The sequence below is a fragment of the Pseudoalteromonas sp. Ld19 genome (genome assembly GCF_045064135.1).
Lineage (GTDB): Bacteria > Pseudomonadota > Gammaproteobacteria > Enterobacterales > Alteromonadaceae > Pseudoalteromonas > Pseudoalteromonas aliena.
Genome location: NZ_JBISHA010000022.1, coordinates 63,574 through 84,633, shown reverse-complemented (window position 1 = coordinate 84,633; position 21,060 = coordinate 63,574). Strand labels below are relative to the sequence as shown.

Sequence of the window (21,060 nt, the reverse complement as noted above, 5' to 3'; positions counted from 1 at the left end):
TGACCATGTTTGAAGTGAATCCTGTGATTAATCAAATCAAGGAAATTCGCGAACGTACTGAATTGCTTCGGGGGTACCTTTGACTACGCTCTTAAACAAGAACGCTTAGAAGAAGTTAACGCCGAACTGGAAGATTCAGCCGTATGGAATGAGCCAGAACGCGCACAAGCGCTTGGCCGTGAAAAATCAGCACTAGAAGCGGTTGTTGAAACAATCGACAACCTTGTAGCCGGTACTGATGACGTTGAAGGCCTGCTTGAACTTGCTGTAGAAGCTGAAGATCAAGATACCTTTGATGAAGCACAAAGCGAACTCGCTGATTTGAATGCGCAGTTAGAAGGCTTAGAGTTTCGTCGTATGTTTTCAGGCCCTCATGACTCAAACGATGCGTACCTTGATTTACAATCGGGTTCTGGCGGTACTGAAGCACAAGACTGGTGTAACATTCTACTGCGTATGTATTTACGTTGGGGCGAGGCTAAAGGCTTTAAAGTTGAGCTAGTTGAAGCAACCGACGGTGATGTTGCCGGTATTAAAGGTGCAACAGTGCGCTTTGTTGGCGAATATGCTTATGGTTGGTTACGTACAGAGACAGGCGTACATCGCTTAGTGCGTAAAAGTCCGTTTGACTCAAGTGGTCGTCGTCATACTTCGTTTGCTTCTGCGTTTGTATACCCAGAAATTGACGATAATATTGAAATTGATATGAATCCGTCAGACCTACGTATAGATGTTTATCGTGCATCGGGCGCGGGTGGTCAGCACGTTAACACCACCGAATCAGCGGTTCGTATTACTCACGTACCAACAAATACCGTAGTGCAGTGTCAAAACGAGCGTTCGCAGCATAAAAATAAAGCCCAAGCGATGAAGCAGTTAAAAGCCAAATTATTTGAGCTTGAGCTACAACAGCAAAATGCTGAAAAACAAACGCAAGAAGACGCTAAATCTGATATTGGTTGGGGTAGTCAAATTCGTTCATACGTACTTGATGACGCACGCATTAAAGATTTACGCACCGGCGTTGAAAACCGCAATACCCAATCTGTACTTGACGGTAACTTAGATAAATTTATTGAAGCCAGCCTTAAATCTGGCCTATAACCACCAAGCTAATAAAGAGCTAAAAAATGACTGATAAAATCCAAGACGAAAACAAGTTAATCGCTGAGCGTCGCGGCAAGTTAGACGCGATACGTGAAAATTGCCCAGCCAACGGTCATCCAAACCAATTCCGTCGTGAGCATTACACGGCTGATTTGCAAGCCCAGTTTGGTGATAAGAGCAAAGAAGAATTAGTTGAGCTACAAGAAGTTGTGTCTATTGCTGGCCGTATTTTAGCAAAGCGTGGACCGTTTTTTGTAATTCAAGACATGAAAGGTCGCGTACAAGCGTATGCATCTAAAGATGTCCAAAAAGATCTTAAAGAAAAATATGGTCAGCTAGACACTGGCGATATTATTGGTGTTAAAGGCGCGTTAAATAAATCGGGTAAAGGCGATTTATACGTAGAAATGACAGAGTATCAACTATTAACTAAGTCACTTCGTCCATTGCCTGAAAAATTCCATGGCTTATCGGATCAAGAAACAAAGTATCGCCAACGTTATGTTGATTTAATCACTAACGAAGCAACGCGCGAAACATTCCGTATCCGTTCACAAGTTGTTGAAGGCATTCGTCGCTTTTTAGCAGACCGTGACTTTATGGAAGTAGAAACACCCATGCTACAGGTTATACCTGGCGGCGCATCTGCGCGTCCGTTTGTGACTCACCATAATGCGCTTGATATCGATATGTATCTACGTATAGCGCCAGAGCTTTACTTAAAGCGCTTAGTGGTAGGTGGTTTTGACCGTGTATTTGAAATTAACCGTAACTTCCGTAACGAAGGATTATCTACACGTCACAATCCAGAATTCACAATGATTGAATTTTACCAAGCATACGCTGATTACATCGACCTGATGAACATCACCGAGGACATGCTACGTACAGTTGCAACTAACGTATTGGGTAGTCCAATCGTTATAAATACAACCAAAGACGAAAACGGTGAAGTTACAGACTCGGTTGAGTATGACTTTGGCCAACCGTTTACACGTTTAAGCATGGCGGACGCCATCTTAAAATATAACCCTGAGTTTGATGCTGCGGTATTTAACGACCCAGAAAACCACTTTGACGAATTAAAAGCGTACGCTAAACAAGTGCATGTTAAAATTCCTGAAAACTGTGTTTGGGGCCCTGGTAAGTTCTTATGTGAAATATTTGAAGAAACAGCAGAGCACATGCTTATTCAACCTACGTTTATTACTGGCTACCCGTGGGAAGTATCTCCACTTGCACGCCGTAACGACGAAAACTCATTTGTTACAGATCGCTTTGAGTTTTTTGTTGGCGGTCGTGAACTTGCAAATGGTTTCTCTGAGCTTAATGATGCACAAGACCAAGCTGAGCGTTTTACTCGTCAAGTTGAAGAGAAAGACGCAGGCGATGATGAAGCAATGCATTACGATGAAGACTATATACGCGCACTTGAGTACGGCTTACCGCCAACGGCAGGTGAAGGTATTGGTATTGACCGTTTAGTCATGTTGTTTACTGACTCATCAACAATTAAAGACGTTATTTTGTTCCCGCATATGCGTCCACAAGCCGACTAAGCTTTTGGATAAAACAACGTAAGTTAATAAACGCCGCTTAATAGCGGCGTTTTTGTGTTTAGGGTTGGTTAATACGAAATTCAGCTTCATTAATTTATTGTTATTACAGTTTTTAGTATCAAAAACGGCAGTGATATAACTTTTTGATATGACTTCTTTTAACCTTATGTTGTATTTATGTAAAATTCTTAGCTACACTGTGGCTAAATTTTAGGCAGTCTGTAATCGATGCTTTAAATACAAATACTTAAATGGACTTATAAAATAATAAAATGAAAAATAAACGAGTTGAAGAGCCACTAGAGCCTTGTACAACTGAGCAAGAACGACAAGCTTACTACAGAGCGTGTATCGCTGAATTTCAGCAATTGGGGTATCAAGAGCAGTATTTAGCAAGCTTAACTGACGATTTAGTACCAGCGCAGGGTATTACTGCTGTTAGCAAAGACTCAAAGTTAGTTTAATAATCAAACTAATTACACTTTAAAACCAATCATATGTGTGATCTATAACCATATAACCACTTTTGGTAGAAAAGTGTTTGACATATTTTCTTAAATCTTTATTATACGCCCCACAAGACGGAGAGGTGTCCGAGTGGCCGAAGGAGCTCCCCTGCTAAGGGAGTATAGAGTTTGTAGCTCTATCGAGGGTTCGAATCCCTCCCTCTCCACCATTTCTTTTAATGGCGTGTTTTGTGAATTTTTAAAGTATGGGTGCATAGCTCAGCTGGATAGAGTACTCGGCTACGAACCGAGCGGTCGGAGGTTCGAATCCTCCTGCGCCCACCATACTTTAATAACTCTGCTTAGAGCTTAAATAAGCAATTAAAGTGTTTGGCTTTATAACCAAGCGGTCGGAGGTTCATTCTTACAAGATACGTCCTGCGCCCACCATACTTTAATAACTCTGCTTAGAGTCTAAATAAGCAAAAGCTCTACTTAGAGTTAAAATAAGTAAACTATAAAGTGGGTGCATAGCTCAGCTGGATAGAGTACTCGGCTACGAACCGAGCGGTCGGAGGTTCGAATCCTCCTGCGCCCACCACTTTATAGACTCATACTTAGAGTATAAAAAAGTAAAGTGTTGGCTAAAGCCAAACGGTCGGAGGTTCATTCTTACAAGATACGTCCTGCGCCCACCACTTTATAGACTCATACTTAGAGTATAAAAAAGTAATAGTAAAAATGAAAGCGGGTGCATAGCTCAGCTGGATAGAGTACTCGGCTACGAACCGAGCGGTCGGAGGTTCGAATCCTCCTGCGCCCACCACTTTCATGTTTTCGTACACTTTTAAGTGTAAGAAAAATAAACCGATGGAAATCGGTTTTTTTATGTCTGAATTTATACGCTCTGCTTAGAGTTTAAATAAGCAATCTATGAAAGTGGGTGCATAGCTCAGCTGGATAGAGTACTCGGCTACGAACCGAGCGGTCGGAGGTTCGAATCCTCCTGCGCCCACCACTTTCATAAACAAACCGACATTAAGTCGGTTTTTTTGTGCCTAAAATAAAGTGAAATAACAAAGAGCCACCTGTAGACGCTGAGCTTGCTCGCGTGAGAAGCGTAAGCTTCTAATCACTTACCACTGATACTTTATTTACGAGCTTCGCTCGTCGCGTCAGCAAGCTGCACGCCTACAAGTAAAGACAGCTCTAGTCTTTAAATCCAAACTCCGAGCTTATATATCCGTTGTAGACGCAGAACTTGTTCGCGTGAGAAGCGGTAGCTTCTAATTACTTACCACCGATATAACTGGTACTTTATTTACGAGCTTCGCTCGTCGCGTCAGCAAGCTGCACGCCTACAGGTAAAGACAGCTCTAATCTTTAAATCCAAACTCCGAGTTTATTTATCCGTTGTAGACGCTGAGCTTGTTCGCGTGAGAAGCGAGCGCTCAGAGCAAAACATTTACGAGCTTTGCTCGTCGCGTCAGCAAGCTGCACGCCTACAAGTAAAGACAGCTCTAATCTTTAAATCCAAACTCCGAGTTTATTTATCCGTTGTAGACGCTGAGCTTGCTCGCGTGAGAAGCGGTAGCTTCTAATTACTTACCACCGATATAACTGATACTTTATTTACGAGCTTCGCTCGTCGCGTCAGCAAGCTGCACGCCTACAAGCAAAACCAGCCCAATCTTTTAAATTAAAACTCCGAGCTTATTTATCCGTTGTAGACGCAGAACTTGTTCGCGTGAGAAGCGGTAGCTTCTAATTACTTACCACCGATATAACTGATACTTTATTTACGAGCTTCGCTCGTCGCGTCAGCAAGCTGCACGCCTACAAGCAAAACCAGCCTAATCTTTAAATCCAAACTCCGAGCTTATTCATCGTTGTAGCCGCAGAGCTTGCTTGGGTGAGAAGCGCCTGCTTCTAATTACTATATCTACTCAAGCCCACTTAACCTTTTCTAAAGCTGCTCTTTAATATTACCTATGTTATTTTAAACGCCTTGTTTAAAAGGATATTGCAGTATGTTTAAAACCCTATTTATTACGTTATTTTTTATTTTTAGCGCTATTTTTATTCCAAGCGTGCAAGCCAACGAAGCTAATAACTCTCTTGTGGTAGGTGCGCAGCAATACGCTAAATATTTACCGCAGTTAAAAAATAAACGCGTAGGGCTAGTAGTTAATCAAACATCAACGGTAGGGCAAACTCACTTAGTCGATGCTCTGCTGACGAAAAACATAAACATAACTAAAATTTTTGCACCTGAGCATGGCTTTCGCGGCGATCACGATGCGGGCGCCCATGTAAAAAATGCCGTTGATAGCAAAACCGGTATTCCGCTTATTTCTATTTACGGTAAAAATAAAAAACCAAGCCAAGCTGCTTTAGCCGATGTTGATGTCATTATTTTTGATATTCAAGATGTAGGCGTACGTTTTTATACCTACATAAGCTCTATGCACTACATGATGGAAGCCGCTGCAGAGCAGGGGATAGAATTTTTAGTACTCGACAGACCCAACCCAAATATTGCCTACGTTGATGGACCAATATTAGAGCCAGAATTTAAATCGTTTGTAGGCATGCACCCAATTCCTGTATTACACGGTATGACCGTTGGCGAACTTGCCAAAATGATCAAGGGCGAGGGCTGGATCAATAAAGCGCCCGATTTAAAATTAACCGTGATCCCTGTTGATCATTATACTCGCAAAAGTGCTTATAGTTTGCCTGTAAAACCCAGCCCTAATTTGCCTAACGATCAAGCCATTGCACTTTACCCATCACTTTGCTTTTTTGAAGCAACGCCTATTAGTATTGGTAGAGGCACCGACTTTGCGTTTCAGGTAATTGGTTACTCGCCAATTACATTGGGCGATTTTAGTTTTACACCGCGCGCAATTAAAGGCGCTGCTTTAAACCCTAAATTTAAAAACCAAACCGTGCAAGGGCTCGATTTAAGACAAGCAAATATTACAGGTTTAAATTTAACTTACTTAATAAATGCGTACACGGAGCTTAGTAAAAACAACATCTCGTTTTTTGAGCGCGCTGACTTTATGGATAAACTAGCGGGTACTAATAAATTGCGCTTAGCTATTGAAGCAGGGCAATCAGAAGCGCAAATAAAACAAAGCTGGCAGGCGGGGCTTGCGCAATTTAAAGCGCAAAGAGCGCCTTACTTGTTATATAAATAAGGGCTAAGCATGTTTATTGCTTTAAAAAATAAAAGGTATAGTTATATAAAAAATGCATTTATAGCGGCGTTAAGCTTTATTGTTGTGGGTTGTAGTACGCCACCTGAGCCTATTAGCTCGGTGCTACCACTTACAAAAAGCCAACTTGTAGAGCTGCCTAATGCACAAGTGGTTGTAACGTTTCCTGAGGTAAACCCAAGTAGCCGGTTTTATGTAAATAATCGAGGGACGTTTAAAGCTTACAAAGGGCGCGGGCAATTATTAATACAAAACCACAACGCACAAAGCGCCGATATTTACATTAATAATCAAAAGCTCGACGTTAGCCAACTGAGCGCCAACACCTTATACAATTACAGTTTGGCAAAAAATACTCACAATGGTGTTAATACCTTTAAAGTTGAAAATATTCTCCCTGCTGGCGCAAGCTTAACACTGCGTTTTGCATTTCCTACTTTAAGTGATGAACCAAAAAAGCATATAGATTTTACTGAAGTAGACACATTAATTGGACGCGATGTAAAAGCAGGTTTTCCTGGGGCTGTATTGGCTGTTGTTAAAAATGGCGAGCTAATAAAGTTAACCGCCTATGGCGATGCAAAACAATATCAGCAAAGTGACTTAATGCTACTTCGCCCAGAACCAATGCAAACTAATACCTTGTTTGATTTGGCCTCAAACACCAAAATATTTGCCACCAACTTTGCACTTATGAAACTAGTAAGCGAAGGGCTATTAAATATTAATAAACCCGTGCAAAGCTACCTAAGCGAGTATAAAGGCGAAGGGCGAGTACAACGTACAGTAAAAGAGTTACTCACTCACAGCGCCGGATACCCGCCGGTATTTGACTTCCATCGCAAAGATGGCAGTTACGGCGATGCGTTTTATTCGCAAAATAGTAAAACGACCAAACAGCTATTACTTACCAGCGTGCCTTTTAGTAGTAAATCATCTGGGCAGCATGTTTACTCAGATATTGATTACATGATTTTAGGCGTACTCATTGAGCGCATTACAGGGCAGCCTCTTGACGAATACCTAGAGCAGCAAGTGTATGCGCCACTAAAATTAACTAACACGTTATTTAATCCACTTAAAAAAGGCTTTAAGCCGCAGCAATTTGCAGCCACTGAGCTTAGCGGCAACACACGAGACGGGCGTATTAAGTTTGATAATGTTCGCACCACTGTTTTACAAGGCCAAGTGCATGACGAGCGCGCTTATTATTCACTTGATGGCGTAGCAGGGCATGCGGGGCTATTTAGTAACGCCCACGACTTAGCTGTGCTTTGCCAGCTATTATTAAATAATGGTGGCTACGGCGACCAACAATTATTTAGTGCAAGCGCTTTAGCCCAATTTTTAACGCCGCAATCAAGCGATGAAACCTACGGGCTTGGCTTTAGGCTTGCCGGTAATAACCAAGCAAGGCGTTGGCACTTTGGTCCTTATGCAAGCGCGCAGGCTTATGGCCACACCGGTTGGACAGGCACAGTAACCGTAATAGACCCCGCTTACGATTTAGCTATTGTTTTACTTACCAATGCTCGCCATAGTGCAATTAAAGGCTCGCTAAAACGTTACGAATTTACAGGTAAACAATTTGAAACCGCGCAGTACGGATCGGTAGTGTCGCTTATTTATGAAGCGCTACTAAATCAATAAGCTATCGTATAGGTTAAAACGTACTAACAGCATTACTCTAAGTGATTTATTTACAGGTGACTTGAGTAAGGCAATCCATTAAGCTAAGCGGTTTACAAATCTAAGCCAGTTTAAGCTGCTAGGCTTAACAAATAAGCGATAAAACGCGTACAAAGCGAGAGTGGCTCGCTAATAATTAAGGTTAACTTTTTATGCATTGGTATTCTATTTTACCGCCGCTAATTGCGATTGCTATCGTGTTTTGGCGAAAAGAAGTGATTATGGCGCTACTTGTTGCTGTTGCTTCTTCTGAGTTTTTACTCGCCTTTCAGGGCGAAGGTAATAGCTTGTTTGACACTTTTTTAAATACCATTGAGCGTATTATTTCGGTTGCCAGCTCGCCAGGTAATACACGCATATTAATATTTAGTATTTTAATAGGTGCCTTGCTTGCCTACATTCGCGAATCTGGCGGCGTTGCAGCAACGGTTAATATGCTAATGAACAAAGGTATTGCAAAAAGTAAGCGCCAAGTGGGATTTTTAACCATGTTTACCGGCATTGCGGTGTTTATAGAATCTAACTTGAGCGTACTCACCTCAGGGATTTTATCGCGTGGCTTATTCGACAAATTTAAAATGAGCCGAGCGCGCCTAGCGTACATTATTGATAGCACCAGTGCGCCAGTGTGTATTTTAATACTACTTAATGGCTGGGGTGCATTTGTACTTGGTTTGTTAGGTAACTACGAGCTAGGTGAGTCGGCTGTATCGGTGTTGTGGGGCAGCGTTGGGTATAACTTTTACGCCATAATTACCCTTGCCATTGTTTTTTATACCATCGCGTTTGATAAAGTGCATGGCCCAATGAAAGAAGCCGAAGAAAAACTAGAGCTTCAAACAACTGACTTAAAAGAAGAAGTAAAAGGCTCTAAAGCGCGTTACATGTTAATCCCGCTTATTACGCTTATTACCAGCATGGTTGGCTTTATGTATTACACCGGAAATGGTGTACTAGCCGAGGGCAGCGGCTCTAAATCAGTATTATATGCAACGGTTTTAGCCATTGTTGTCGCTTACTTTTTAATGATTGGCTCACGTAAATTTACGCATCATCAATTAGTTGATACCGGTTTTAAAGGTATGGGCGAATTAATGCCATTAGTCGCCATTGTACTGCTTTCGCTTACACTTGGCGCAAGCTTAAAAGAGTTGGGTACTGGTGTATTTGTAGCATCGCTTGTTGGCGACTACCTACCTATTTACTTAATAGTACCGGTGCTGTTTTTAACTGGCGCAGTAATGTCGTTTACTACGGGTACATCGTGGGGCACGTTTGCCATATTAATCCCAATTGGCGTGCCACTTATTCAAGCGCTAGGTTTACCGCCATCGCTTGTTGTTGGTGCTATTTTGGGTGGTGGTATATTTGGCGATCATTGCTCGCCTATATCCGACACCAGCGCTGTATCGGCTATTGCATCGGGATGTGACTTACTCACCCACGTTAAAACGCAGCTACCGTATGCCTTATTTGGTGGTGGCCTTACGTTTTTAGCGTACTTAGTAACAAGCATTATTGTTTTGTAAAATTTGATTATTTAAATACTAAAAAGCCTGCTTAGTCGCAGGCTTTTTTGTTTTCAAAATAAATAAAGCTAATTAAGATAGAGCCAAGCAAGACCAAACTCAAAGGCTCTATAATTATTAGAAAAACTATTTAATTATAGACTTAAGTACCCGTATTTATATTTTTTAGGTTATTGTATAGCATGAGCTTTAAGCTTTTTGATAGCTGGCAATTCTTACTTTTCAACTCATATAAGGCTGTAAATCCACACTATGTTTGCAATTGATAATATCATTCTCGTTAGTGCCATTTTAATTTTACTAGGAGTGATCTCGAGCAAGTTATCTGCACGCGTTGGCTTACCGGTGCTGGTGCTATTTTTACTTGTAGGTATGCTCGCAGGTGAAGACGGTATTGCAGGTATTTCATTCGACAACGCAGAGGCTGCACATGCTCTGGGTACTCTAGCGCTTGCCATTATTCTATTTGATGGCGGCTTACAAACGCCTACCAGTTCAATTAAACAAGTGTGGAAACCCGCGTCTGCTTTAGCAACCGTCGGGGTGTTATTTACCGCTGTAATTACAGGCCTTGTGGCCACTTATATTTTAGACCTGCCCATATTACAAGGTGTTTTACTGGGCGCTATTGTTGGCTCTACAGATGCCGCAGCAGTGTTTGCGCTTTTACGAAGTGCGGGCATTCACTTAAACAAAAAGCTTAAATCGACCCTTGAAATAGAAAGTGCCTCGAACGATCCAATGGCTATTTTTCTAACGGTTGGATTGCTCGAAATGCTCGTTAACGACATGCCAATAGGGCTGGATCTACTACAGCTATTTGCCCAACAAATGGGTGTTGGCGCTATTTGTGGTCTTTTAATTGGTAAGGTATCGGTTTGGTTTATTAATCGAATTAAACTAAATGCATCGGGTTTGTATTTAGTGATGGTAACCGCATTTGGACTGCTTTCTTTTGGCCTTTCAGCAACGCTCGGCGGTAGTGGATTTTTAGCTGTATTTATAACGGGTGTTATTTTAGGTAACAGTAAATTTGTATATAAACGCGGTATTTTTCTGTTTCATGACGGCTTAGCCTGGCTTGGGCAAATAACCATGTTTGTTGTATTAGGACTCCTTATTAACCCGTCGTCGTTGGTTGACGTATGGTTAGAAGGGTTGCTTATTGCACTGGCACTTATTTTTGTTGCTCGCCCATTAGCGGTAGCGCCTATTTTAAAACTGTTTGGTTTTAACAATCGCGAAACCTTGTTTGTATCTTGGGTTGGCCTTAGAGGCTCAGTGCCCATTATTTTAGCTATATTCCCATTACTATTTGGTCTTTCAGGGGCTGAACTTATTTTTAATGTTGTTTTTTTCGTGGTATTAATTTCAGCCACGTTACAGGGCTCAACAATGCCTTGGATGGCTAAAAAACTAAATTTAGTAGAGCCGCCACCTGATTTGGCTGCTGCAACACTCGAAATTACAGCGCTAAACGATATTGATATAGAAATTGTAGAATACACTTTAAGTGACGTTTCTCGGGTTTCTGGGCGCAGCTTGTCACATGCGGCACTTCCTGAGAGTGTGGTTGTTGCTATGATCACACGGGGCCCGTCAATCATCCCGCCACGAGGCTCAACTAAGTTAAAAGCAAATGACCACTTATTTGTTGTTTTAAAACCAGATAACAGACCTTTTGTTGATTTAGTTTTTACAGCAACCGATAAAACAAACCATCAAGATAGCCACTTAGCCCACAACGAACTTAAAGTGAAAGGTGTAACGCTAGTAGGCGATATATTTTACTCATACCACATGCAAATAGACGCGCCAGAAGATATAAGCTTGGAAGAAGTAATTAACCAAAAGCTTTCAGGAGAGGTCAGTAAAGGCGCTATTGTTGTTATTGGTAATGTGCAAATACGCGTTATAACCATGGTACATACACGCATAGTTACCATTGGCTTAAAGTACTTAAATAATCCAGAAAAGCGGCTTTTAAAGCAGTAATCATGAACAATGATTTATTTAGCGCTAGGCTCACGTTTATAGCGTACGTAAGTTGGGTTGAGTGACACGAAACCCAACGGATCTCCAATAAAATGAGCACACCCAAAGCTAGTTATATATAGTGTTTCTTGTTGGCGGACAGCTTGCGGGCGCTAGCCCATAATTAATATTAGATATAGGTTAAGTTTTTATAACGTTTACCATGGAAGAAGAGACAAAGCGCGAATAAAAATTCATTATTTTGCTGTAAAAGTGTTAAAAGCTAAACACTAGTGTTTCTAGTTAATTATGAAAGCTTGTTCTAAATCGTTGATGAAAAATACTTTTTAAATTAGTATTAACAGGCTCTTGATGGGATTGAAGTTAAGTTGTTGTAGCTTCAGTTTGCCTTATGTCTGATAAGGCAAGGTTCACTTATTTATATAGGTGGGCAAATCTAATCTCTACACTTAGGTGTTTGGTTTAACCAAAATGTCAACTTCAACGGCATGTTATCTAAAAGTATCTACACCCATCTTGAGCTTTTTAAGGGAGTTTTATTACATGGATAGTAAGTTAAGTAAAAATATAAGTAGTTTAAGTGATCAAATCTGGTTTACTAGAAAATGCAGGATTAGAGCTTCGGAAAGGCTCCTGTCTAATTATTTCCATTCAAATTTAATACTAGTATGGTACTCCTTTCTAACCTTTTCTTTTTCGGTATACTTAATTAAAAACCCAGACTTTTTTAATCTGAATACAGATATAATAATGGTTCTTACTACTGGAGCCGTCTTTACTCTTTCGTTATTCATTCCTCAATTGAATTTAAAAGCTAGATATGAAAAGTTGAAAAAGAATTACATTGCAATGCAAGGGCTAGTGTCTGAGCTTTCTTTATGTGATTCGAAAAATAATTTTTTCGAGATTCAAGGGGATTATCAGGCTCTCCTTGATTCAGTAGAGAACCACAGACCCTTTGACATGCTTTACTTTGTTCATTTTGAAGCTGATAAAAATTGTAGTAGGAACTTATCTTTTTTTGAAGTGTTAAGGCTTTATGTTTATGTTTTTGTCCGTACTTCATTCATTACTTTAGCTTACACCTTGCCTGTCTTTTGTGTGGTTTCTTTATGAATGAAAGTGAGTTTTTTAACGCTATATTTGAGAAAAAAAATCTTACAAATGTTTATCTAAAATATATCCATTTTACTCCTTCTACTGGGGTTGATGGAATTAATGCTAATGAAAGATATAACTATGAATCAGAAATAGATCTGATAGTTAGGAAAGTCCACACCAGAAAATATAAGTTTAGTAAATACAAGGAAAAGTTGATTTCAAAAGGTGCCGAGAAATATCCAAGAGTGATATCGATACCTACAGTCAGGGATCGGCTTGTTTTAAAAGCGCTTCATTTGTTTCTTCAAGGGATTTTCCCTGAAAGTTCAAAAACTCTTATTCCCCAAATAATGCTGGATAAGATTAAGCAAGACGTTAAAAAAACGTGTTATAAATCTTTTATCAAAATTGATATAAAAAACTTTTACCCAAGTATCGAACACGATTTATTGCTGAATAAAACATTTAATAAAATTAAAAGTAATGAAGCTAGGGATTTAATTAATAAAGCTCTTACTAACCCTACTGGTGTGAAAGCTAACACTCAGGGTGTCCCTCAAGGACTTTCAATTTCTAATATCCTAGCAGAAATGTATGTTAGTGATATTGATAATACATACAAAGGTTCTGCACTAATTTCTTACAATCGGTATGTCGATGATATATTGATATTTTCTGAAGAAAATAGGCCAAAGATACTTTTGGATAAAATTATAGATGACTTTAAATCATTAAAATTGGAGTGCCATCATTATGATAATCTGGGCAGTAAAACCAAAATTGGGTCTTTAAACGAAAGCTTTGATTTTTTAGGATATTGGATTAATAAGCGTAGGCTTACGGTTAAAAAGGAATCTATTTGGAGGGTAGAGAACTCTATAGCTAAAATTTTAAATGCTCATAAACACATACCTCAAGCTAAAAAATATATAACGGAAAATAAATTAAATTTAAGAATTACTGGTTGTATATATGAAGGCAAGCGAAGAGGATGGCTTTTTTATTACTCTCAAATGGAAGATGAAACAGTTTTATATAGGCTTGATGCTACTGTAAAAAAACTGCTCAAGCAGTCGAAGTTAAATACAATTATTAACCAAAAAAAATTCTCCAAAGCTTATAAAGAGTGTGCAAGAGATGTGATTGAAAATCACAAGTATATTATTAACTTTGATGGATATACATTAGCAGAGAAAAGAAGTTTATTATCGAGCTACATGGATGTTGCGACAATCGAAGCACTAACGCCCGATACGGTGAATTCTTTATTTACTAAAAGAGTACGGCATCTGATCAAGGATTTAGAAGAGGATATTAGAGACAATAGCTAATACTGTAAAAAACACTCATATTATTAAATGCTTTATATAGGATATATATTCGTACTAAGTGTCAATCTCTATATAAATTACCACTAATCAAGCCACCTAAGCCCCACATTGCCTAACCCCAGCACCCGCATGTTTAAGCGCAATAATCTGTCCTTTACCGTTATGTGCCATAGCGAGTATATCACCCGTATTTATATTACTTTCAACCGCATGTTTACCTTTTAAATCACTCAACAATGACTGCTTTATTTGCACGAGCATTTCATCATTACAGCTGGCTATGTACCAGTCGTTATCTACCTTCACTAGAGTGCCGTATTCTATGTGGCGTTGTTGGTGGCGGCGTAAATCGTTAGCTAATTGGCTATCGAGTGCGTGTTTTTGCTCTGTAAAGGTGCTTGCGTAGCTACCTGCTTGGTTTATTTCATGTGTTTTAATAATTGAATAGTCGTGAATGTCTATAGTGTTAAATACGCTGTTAAGTACGGTTTTAGGCTTTGTATTTATTACGTTGCTATTATCAAACACAATAAAGGCGAACACACCCAGTGCGCAGGCTAGGCTGGTTAGCTGTAGCGTAAAGCCGATCTTTTTAGGCTTAGTGTGCGTGGCTTTATTAAGTAGCACTTTTTGCTGATCACTTGTAAGTGTAGTGCGCGCTTTTCGCTCTTTGTAATGTTGTGTGAGCTTTTGATCAAACGGCTCATCAGGCTTGTTCATTGTTTGCTCCTAATAAACGTTTAAGATTTTGCTTGGCATAACGCAGCCTTGTTTTAGCGGTCTCAAGGCTGCTTTGCGTTATAAGTTCTATGTCGGCGAGCGAAAAGCCTTCTTGTTGTAATGTTATGGCTTCGCGCTGTACAAAGCTCAGTTGCTTTAGGGCGGCGTCGAACGCGTCGTAACTTATGTTTGAGCTGCCTATAGTTAAGCCACTTTCGCTTTTATCATTTTGTGCTGCTAAATGCGTGTTTTCGTCAAGCTCTACAAAGTGCTGTTGCCTGCGGTATTCGTCAATGAGTGTGTTGCGGGCAAGTTTAAATAACCACGCTTTGGGTGTGGTTTGCGCTTGGTAAAGGTGGCGCTTTTCGATTACTTTTAGCCATGTTTGTTGGCTTACGTCGTATGCTAAATGCGTATTAGATTGCGTAACAAGGTAGTGGTATAAGTCGTTACTGTAGAGGGCAATAAGCTGCTCTAAGTAACGATTGTCGCCACTTTTTGCGTAACTTGCCATGCAGTCCTTGCTTGGCGTTTCAAATAACCATGACTTAATACTTAGTAGCATAGGCTCATCGCTTTTATTGTTGTAATTTAAAATCGAGCTGTACGGTTTGACCTGTTTGTAATTGTGCCACACCTTCAATTACTTTGGGGCGATATTTCCAGCGTTTAATGGCTCTTATTGCTTCGCGATCAAAGGTACGTTTTGGCTCGGCGTTAATAACTACTGGGTCGATTACCTCCCCCGTTGGCGAAATGCTAAAGCTTAGTTGCACCCAACCTTCAATGCCATCGCGCGCTGCTGTGGTTGGGTATTTAGGGTTTATGCGCACTATGGGTGTTGCATCCCCTGTTGGGCGATTAATGGTGTTGTTAATGTCGCCACCAAAATCGTCAATCGTAACTGGCGTAAAGTCGCTAATTGCCAACACAGGATCCGCTGATGTATCAAGCGGTGGAGCTTTTTGCGGCACTTTAGGCATAGGTGGTGGCGGCTGTATTTTTTGTATATGCCTTACTTTTGAATCCTCAGGCGCTTGAAAAATCTCTACTATAATATCGCCCCCTGGTTTAACCGGTGCGCGTTGCTCGCCACTTATTAAATATTGCATAAACGCAAAAGCTGCAAAGGTCATCGCGGCGCCGCCAATAACGGCAGTCGATGTTTTAATAAATACTGGGTTGTTAGGTACTTCAAGTGTGTGCATAAGCCGCTCCAAATTTTATTGACCACTACAATTAGGGTGTTTTCAAAGCTATAACGGGTGGCAAATCAAAAAGGGGTGAAATAATTTTATAAAAAATGTGGGGTTTAGTTACAATAGCCATTCGCAAATATTAAAACTTAACTTTTTAGGCTGTTATGCAACTCATTGAAATAAATAAAGCGCGTTACCGTAAACATTTAAACCGTGTTATTGCTGGATGTGGTATTGGTTTGGCTGTAGGCAGCTTGGCTATATCGCAAACGTTGATTGCTTTATTTCCTGATGAAAGTGGCAGCCACTTTCATTGGAACTTAATAGGTGTTGCTATTACAAGCCTTGGGCTTGCGTGGTTACTTAATAAATACCGTACACATAGCTTTATGACAGAAGTTGTTTATGTGTGGGAGCTTAAAAAAGCACTTAATAAAATAACCCGTAAAATGGCTAAGTTAAAAGCCGCTGGCCGTGAAGGCAATGCCGATGCGTTATTAGCAATTCATTATAGCTACGCGGGCTCTCGGTTATTGTGGCAGCTAGACGATAACCTAATCACTATGGACGATTTAGCCATTAAACAAGCTGAGCTTGAATCTGTTGCAGCGCAACATAACGTAACGCTTAACGTTGAAGATTACGACGTAAGTATTTTAAAACAGTTTTAAAACAGTTTTAAAACAGTTTTAAAACATAGGTTTTTAAATTAGTTAGAGGAGCCTTAATGAAAAAAGTACTCATAGTTTGTTTAGGTAATATTTGTCGCTCGCCAACCGCAGAAGCGGTATTAAAAGCCCGAGCTAAAAAGCTAGGTGTTAACGTTAAAGTTGATTCGGCGGGGACTATTGGTTACCACGAAGGTAAAACGCCTGATAGTCGCTCAATGGCAGCAGGGGAGAAGCGCGGTTACAGCTTTAAGGGTATTTATTCACGTAAAGTACGTACAAGCGACTTTACTGAGTTTGATTTAATTTTAGCGGCCGATACGCAAAATTTAGCTGATTTAAAAGCCCAATGCCCTGAGCATCTACAGTACAAATTAGCGTTGTTTTTAGAGTTTGGTGAACAGAGCGTTAGTGCGATTCCCGATCCTTATTACGGCGGCGATGATGGCTTTGAAAATGTGCTCGATTTAATTGAAGCGGCAAGCGATAAGATTCTTTCAAAAATTTAATCACCAATAGCTGCTAATTTAAAATATAACTAGGCTTTCCGTATTGCATTTAGATCCTAAAGTGGGTACATTTTGTGCTGATTTTATACTTAATTAAAGGGAATTTTATGAAAACAAAAATATTACTACTCGCTTTATCTATTGCTTCTTACTCTAGTGCTGCCAACGAGGTTAGTTTTTCGATTGGGGGGGGCTATCCTTATTTAGTTATTCCTGAAGTGTCTTTATCGGCAAACGATGGCACGCAGCGCTGGTATGCAAACTATAAACTAGGCCTTGATGATGGATTTTCAGCAGGTTTTGAACAAGCAGTAAGCGATAATAAAAAGCATGCTTTTGGCGCGCTTGTGGGTGCTATTGGCGCAAGAGATACTGATAAAAAGTGTGAAAGTTCAACTAATGATGATATAGCCAGTGAATTTGGTAATATTATAGGTTGTGCAATTGGCGATATTTTTGATGAAGAAACCACTAACGGTGTAGGGCTTACTTACAGCTATAACTTTAATGGGTTAAACAATTCCGGTTTTAGACTGGAATTAGATATAGGTTACGGCAAAGCAAGTGATAGTAACGAAAAAAGAGCAGATGGCGGTATTAGTTTAAGTTATGAATTTTAATTGCTTTGAGAATAACAATTAAATCAAAAAGGCGCTAAATGGCGCCTTTATACATTATTAGTTTAGTGCCTAACTTTGAAGTCGAGTTGAACTTGAGTGACAGCATTAACAGGTTGGCCTTTTTCAAACTTTGGTGCATAGCGCCATTGCTCAACAGCTTTTATCGCCGATTTTTCAAAAGAGACACCACCATCAGAGTTTAATATACTAACGTTTTTTACAAATCCTGCCGTGTCTACTTCAAATTCCATAGCAACACTGCCACTTCGACCTTGTTTTGCCTTATTTAAAGGATAATCGGGATTAACACGGTAAAGCGGTTTTTGCTCTTGCGATTCTTTCCACGGCACCATTTTAGCAATAGCTAAGCAGTGTTTAGTTGCTTCATCACTTTTGCCTTGTTTCTCGTAAAGCCCAATAAGCTTAGAGTGCGCGCTTAGCTCTGCGCTATGATCAAAGCTTAAGTTGTTATCGAATACACCCACTACACGGTTTAGTCTTGCAATCGCTTGATTATACTTTTTACGACCTTCTGCGAATGAGGCCATTAAAAAATCTGCTTTGATACGATCAACTGAATTTTCAGGCAAATTGGCTTGATAGTACTCATCAGCCTGTTCTAAATAACGTTTAGCTTTGCGGTAATATTTATGTGAAAACTTTCGAGCAAGCACAGAGGCGGCTTCAAATTGCATGTCGGCAACAAGCTTTGGATTATTTTGCTCCGTTGCTATATCAATCATGTGTTCAAAATGGTTAGCAGCTTCTCTATCTGATTCGGTATTACTTGCCATACCGAGCAGAGCGTCGAGTGTTTCGACTGATTTATTACCGTGATTTTTACCTAAAATGTCGTGCGCTTGCTTATAAAGTGCGTAACGCTGCTCGTAACCATCGCTAATGCGTGGGTTAATAGCTTTGGCATAATTAATAGCTAGGTTTGCTGTGTTATCTGACTCTTCGCCATAATTAGCTGAGCCTAAGGTATAAGCAAGCTCAGCGGCTTGCTTCACGTTTTTATTTTCTGCAACTGCAGTTAAGTAGGTTTGGTACGCTTGTGAAAAGTTGACTTGTGGGTTTGTTGCTTGGCTTGCAAGTGAATAAGTACTTAGCGTTGATAAGCTTAAGCCTATAATTAAGGCGAGTTGTTGGCGTTTCATAATAATCCCTATCATTGTCTGGCTTACAAAATATCAAATTAGTAAGTATCTGTCATTTTTTTGGGTAAATTAACGTAAACAATACAGTGCTCTATTTGCATCAATTTATTGCTAACTGTCATTGAAAATAACGCCTGTCGTCGCCATATAATTGCCATAAACAGTTTTGTACTACGGTGTATTTATCGTATTTTGTGATATTATCACTTTATTGTCGTGTCGTAGTTATTTAAATATTTGGATTTGTCGTGGCGCAAGTAAGAGCAAGAGTCCAGCTTAATGTTGGCAGAAATAGTGATATCCCTGCAGAAATAATCTCATTTACTGATTTAAAAGATGGCAAAGAACATATTGCTATGGTGTTTAACAACGCTGATACAGAGCAAGATGTACCGCTTATTCGTATGCATTCAGAGTGTTTAACGGGTGATGTATTTTACTCATCGCGTTGCGATTGCGGCGAGCAGCTAAATGAATGTATTGAAATGATGCATAAGCAAGGCGGTATTTTATTGTATTTACGCCAAGAAGGCCGTGGCATTGGTTTATACAATAAAATTGATGCTTACGTATTGCAATCGCAGGGTATGAACACCTACGAAGCTAATAACCATTTAGGCTTTGCTGATGATTTACGCGACTTTTCGGATGCGGTATTAATGCTCAATGCGCTTAATTTAAGCCACGTTAAATTAATGACCAATAATCCGAAAAAGCTTAACGCATTAAAAGACGCCGGTATTAATGTTGATTCGGTTGTAGGTACACATGCGCACATTAAAGCGGGTGTTGCGGGTAATAAGTCGTACCTAGAAACAAAAATTAAGCATGGTGCACACATGTTAGATATTAAGAAAATTAAAAAACCTTAATCATTTAATTACGTTTCGTCTATTAATCCCCCCTCACGCCAAGTTATACTTGGCGTGTTTCGTTATAAATTAAGAGCAAGTATGTCTACACAATTACGAATTTTTAAAGCCGATGCTGGGCTAAAGTGGTTAAAAGCCGGATGGCTTATTTTTAAAACCCAGCCAGCAACCTTTATTTTTATGCATTTATTTATTGGTATTGTAGGGCTACTGTCATTATTTTTACCACTGCTGCAAGTTGTGGCAGCGCTAGCTACGCCATTTTTAACGGCTGGATTTTATCAAGCTGTACTTACAAAACAGCAAGGTGGAAAAATAATGTTAGCTGATATCCTCAAGCCATTTTCGGCTAAGGGAAATCGTTTAGGGTTATTGCGTTTAGCACTTTATCAAATGGGGGCGGGTATTTTAATGGCGTTACTTGCTAATGGCTTATTTGCCGATGCAGTGGCTGTTATGAGCCAACCAGGACTTGATCCAAACGTAGCACTTGAACAAATGCTTGAGAGTATTTCGGGCGCGAATGTAATTTTATTTTTTATGGCAATGCTAATTTATTTAACGGCATTTGCGTACGCTGTGCCACTTGTTTATTTTAGTAAAGAAACACCATTAACGGCGCTTAAAAAGTCGTTAATGGTGTTTTATCATAATATTTTGCCACTTGGCGTTTTTGGCCTTATTTGCGCATTATTTATGGCGCTTTCGATGTTCTTATCGTTCTTACCACTGTTGATTTTAATGCCGATTTGCTACATTAGCTTTTTTGTATCTTATCAAGCCATTTTTATGCCTGTTGTACCACCAAGTGACGACATTAATGTTAAGCCACTTAGCAGTGAAACAAGCGGACGTTTTGACGCTTAATGGATGATAAATTAAAGCAAAAACTAAAAAACTATGTACTTTGGTTACTAGGGCGCCAAGAATATTCGCGTCGTGAGTTAACGCTCAAATTACAGCAAAAAGAAGCCACAGAAGAGTTTATTGAAACGTTGCTTGATTGGTGCGAAAAGCACAATTTTATTAACGAGCAGCGATACTGTGAAGGCTTTGTAAGAAAACACATATTTAAATGTCACGGGCTTAAGCGAATACAAAGCGAAGCGATGGGCAAAGGGATTGATCGTTCGCTATTAGGAATAGTAGTTGAAGAGCTTGAAGTAGATTGGTTTGAGCTTGCGCAGGATGCGTACAATAAAAAATATTCGAATACACCGGCCGACCTCGATTACAAAGATAAAGCTAAGCGCGTGCGCTACTTAATGTATCGGGGTTTTAGCTACGATGAAATTAATTTTGCAATGCAAGCACAGTAAATACAGGTGAGA

General features: G+C 39.8%; 19 protein-coding genes and 5 tRNA genes. 20 read left to right on the top strand and 4 right to left on the bottom strand.

From position 1 onward, the window contains the following. Positions 1 to 5 precede the first annotated feature (5 nt). The 14 genes from prfB (at position 6) to ACJJVZ_RS17190 (ending at position 13,981) form a co-directional block, all read left to right on the top strand. A protein-coding gene (gene prfB / locus ACJJVZ_RS17255) for a peptide chain release factor 2 (RefSeq protein ID WP_405602207.1) occupies positions 6 to 1,104 on the top strand; the annotation gives its coding sequence in 2 pieces (ribosomal slippage) (positions 6 to 80 and positions 82 to 1,104; 1,098 coding nt in all). Positions 1,105 to 1,130: 26 nt separating this feature from the next. Continuing rightward, positions 1,131 to 2,666 carry a lysine--tRNA ligase gene (gene lysS / locus ACJJVZ_RS17250; protein WP_405602204.1) on the top strand — a complete coding sequence of 512 codons (1,536 nt, stop codon included), beginning with the start codon at positions 1,131 to 1,133 and terminating at the stop codon, positions 2,664 to 2,666. 272 nt (positions 2,667 to 2,938) lie between these two features. After that, positions 2,939 to 3,130: a hypothetical protein gene (locus ACJJVZ_RS17245; protein WP_138584985.1), complete on the top strand. Its 192-nt coding sequence runs from the start codon at positions 2,939 to 2,941 to the stop codon at positions 3,128 to 3,130. 119 nt (positions 3,131 to 3,249) lie between these two features. Continuing rightward, positions 3,250 to 3,342: transfer RNA gene (locus ACJJVZ_RS17240), tRNA-Ser, on the top strand. A gap of 38 nt (positions 3,343 to 3,380) precedes the next feature. Continuing rightward, a tRNA-Arg gene (locus tag ACJJVZ_RS17235) sits at positions 3,381 to 3,457 on the top strand. 179 nt (positions 3,458 to 3,636) lie between these two features. Further along, positions 3,637 to 3,713 (top strand) — tRNA-Arg (locus tag ACJJVZ_RS17230). A gap of 148 nt (positions 3,714 to 3,861) precedes the next feature. Beyond that, a tRNA-Arg gene (locus ACJJVZ_RS17225) sits at positions 3,862 to 3,938 on the top strand. Positions 3,939 to 4,053: 115 nt separating this feature from the next. Further along, positions 4,054 to 4,130 (top strand) — tRNA-Arg (locus tag ACJJVZ_RS17220). Positions 4,131 to 5,142: 1,012 nt separating this feature from the next. Beyond that, entirely contained in the window at positions 5,143 to 6,318 is a 1,176-nt protein-coding gene (locus ACJJVZ_RS17215) for an exo-beta-N-acetylmuramidase NamZ domain-containing protein (protein WP_405602201.1), read from the top strand. Positions 6,319 to 6,327: 9 nt separating this feature from the next. Beyond that, positions 6,328 to 7,986 (top strand): penicillin binding protein PBP4B, encoded by a 1,659-nt coding sequence (pbp4b, locus tag ACJJVZ_RS17210; protein WP_294122277.1) that lies wholly within the window; start codon positions 6,328 to 6,330, stop codon positions 7,984 to 7,986. 191 nt (positions 7,987 to 8,177) lie between these two features. Continuing rightward, complete coding sequence (locus tag ACJJVZ_RS17205) at positions 8,178 to 9,554, top strand: Na+/H+ antiporter NhaC family protein (RefSeq protein WP_149606911.1); 1,377 nt, start codon at positions 8,178 to 8,180, stop codon at positions 9,552 to 9,554. Between the two features lie 252 nt (positions 9,555 to 9,806). Beyond that, positions 9,807 to 11,549, top strand: a complete 1,743-nt coding sequence (locus tag ACJJVZ_RS17200) for a potassium/proton antiporter (RefSeq protein ID WP_405602197.1) — start codon at positions 9,807 to 9,809, stop codon at positions 11,547 to 11,549. A gap of 543 nt (positions 11,550 to 12,092) precedes the next feature. Beyond that, positions 12,093 to 12,665 (top strand): SLATT domain-containing protein, encoded by a 573-nt coding sequence (locus ACJJVZ_RS17195; RefSeq protein ID WP_405602195.1) that lies wholly within the window; start codon positions 12,093 to 12,095, stop codon positions 12,663 to 12,665. Beyond that, the gene (locus tag ACJJVZ_RS17190) at positions 12,662 to 13,981 is read left to right on the top strand and encodes a reverse transcriptase domain-containing protein (RefSeq protein ID WP_294122261.1); all 1,320 of its coding nucleotides are present in this window, start codon (positions 12,662 to 12,664) and stop codon (positions 13,979 to 13,981) included. The genes ACJJVZ_RS17195 and ACJJVZ_RS17190 overlap by 4 nt, the downstream gene beginning before the upstream one ends. A gap of 96 nt (positions 13,982 to 14,077) precedes the next feature. Here the strand turns inward: ACJJVZ_RS17190 and ACJJVZ_RS17185 are convergent, their stop codons facing one another. Genes ACJJVZ_RS17185 through ACJJVZ_RS17175 form a run of 3 tightly spaced genes read right to left on the bottom strand, consistent with a single transcriptional unit; the run spans position 14,078 to position 15,909 of the window. Beyond that, entirely contained in the window at positions 14,078 to 14,701 is a 624-nt protein-coding gene (locus ACJJVZ_RS17185; protein WP_405602192.1) for a hypothetical protein, read from the bottom strand. Next, positions 14,688 to 15,266 carry a sigma-70 family RNA polymerase sigma factor gene (locus ACJJVZ_RS17180; protein WP_405602189.1) on the bottom strand — a complete coding sequence of 193 codons (579 nt, stop codon included), beginning with the start codon at positions 15,264 to 15,266 and terminating at the stop codon, positions 14,688 to 14,690. The genes ACJJVZ_RS17185 and ACJJVZ_RS17180 overlap by 14 nt, the downstream gene beginning before the upstream one ends. Before the next feature lie 13 nt (positions 15,267 to 15,279). Beyond that, complete coding sequence (locus ACJJVZ_RS17175) at positions 15,280 to 15,909, bottom strand: energy transducer TonB (protein ID WP_138489627.1); 630 nt, start codon at positions 15,907 to 15,909, stop codon at positions 15,280 to 15,282. A 155-nt stretch (positions 15,910 to 16,064) separates the two neighbouring features. On the opposite strand from ACJJVZ_RS17175, the gene ACJJVZ_RS17170 reads away from it, so the two are divergent. From ACJJVZ_RS17170 to ACJJVZ_RS17160, 3 genes are all read left to right on the top strand, one after another. After that, positions 16,065 to 16,571, top strand: a complete 507-nt coding sequence (locus tag ACJJVZ_RS17170) for a DUF3087 domain-containing protein (RefSeq protein WP_405602186.1) — start codon at positions 16,065 to 16,067, stop codon at positions 16,569 to 16,571. Between the two features lie 56 nt (positions 16,572 to 16,627). After that, the gene (locus ACJJVZ_RS17165) at positions 16,628 to 17,077 is read left to right on the top strand and encodes a low molecular weight protein-tyrosine-phosphatase (RefSeq protein ID WP_405602184.1); all 450 of its coding nucleotides are present in this window, start codon (positions 16,628 to 16,630) and stop codon (positions 17,075 to 17,077) included. A gap of 107 nt (positions 17,078 to 17,184) precedes the next feature. Beyond that, positions 17,185 to 17,697, top strand: a complete 513-nt coding sequence (locus ACJJVZ_RS17160) for a hypothetical protein (RefSeq protein ID WP_405602182.1) — start codon at positions 17,185 to 17,187, stop codon at positions 17,695 to 17,697. 62 nt (positions 17,698 to 17,759) lie between these two features. Here the strand turns inward: ACJJVZ_RS17160 and ACJJVZ_RS17155 are convergent, their stop codons facing one another. Then, the gene (locus ACJJVZ_RS17155; RefSeq protein ID WP_405602180.1) at positions 17,760 to 18,857 is read right to left on the bottom strand and encodes a TonB family protein; all 1,098 of its coding nucleotides are present in this window, start codon (positions 18,855 to 18,857) and stop codon (positions 17,760 to 17,762) included. A gap of 248 nt (positions 18,858 to 19,105) precedes the next feature. Here ACJJVZ_RS17155 and ribA point away from each other — a divergent pair, with 248 nt between their 5' ends. The 3 genes from ribA (at position 19,106) to ACJJVZ_RS17140 (ending at position 21,048) form a co-directional block, all read left to right on the top strand. After that, entirely contained in the window at positions 19,106 to 19,729 is a 624-nt protein-coding gene (ribA, locus tag ACJJVZ_RS17150; protein WP_405602178.1) for a GTP cyclohydrolase II, read from the top strand. A gap of 81 nt (positions 19,730 to 19,810) precedes the next feature. Then, on the top strand, positions 19,811 to 20,596 hold the full coding sequence (locus ACJJVZ_RS17145) for a BPSS1780 family membrane protein (protein ID WP_405602176.1): 786 nt from the start codon (positions 19,811 to 19,813) through the stop codon (positions 20,594 to 20,596). Continuing rightward, on the top strand, positions 20,596 to 21,048 hold the full coding sequence (locus tag ACJJVZ_RS17140; protein WP_077537019.1) for a regulatory protein RecX: 453 nt from the start codon (positions 20,596 to 20,598) through the stop codon (positions 21,046 to 21,048). Before ACJJVZ_RS17145 ends, ACJJVZ_RS17140 begins: the two co-directional genes overlap by 1 nt. Positions 21,049 to 21,060: the final 12 nt, after the last annotated feature.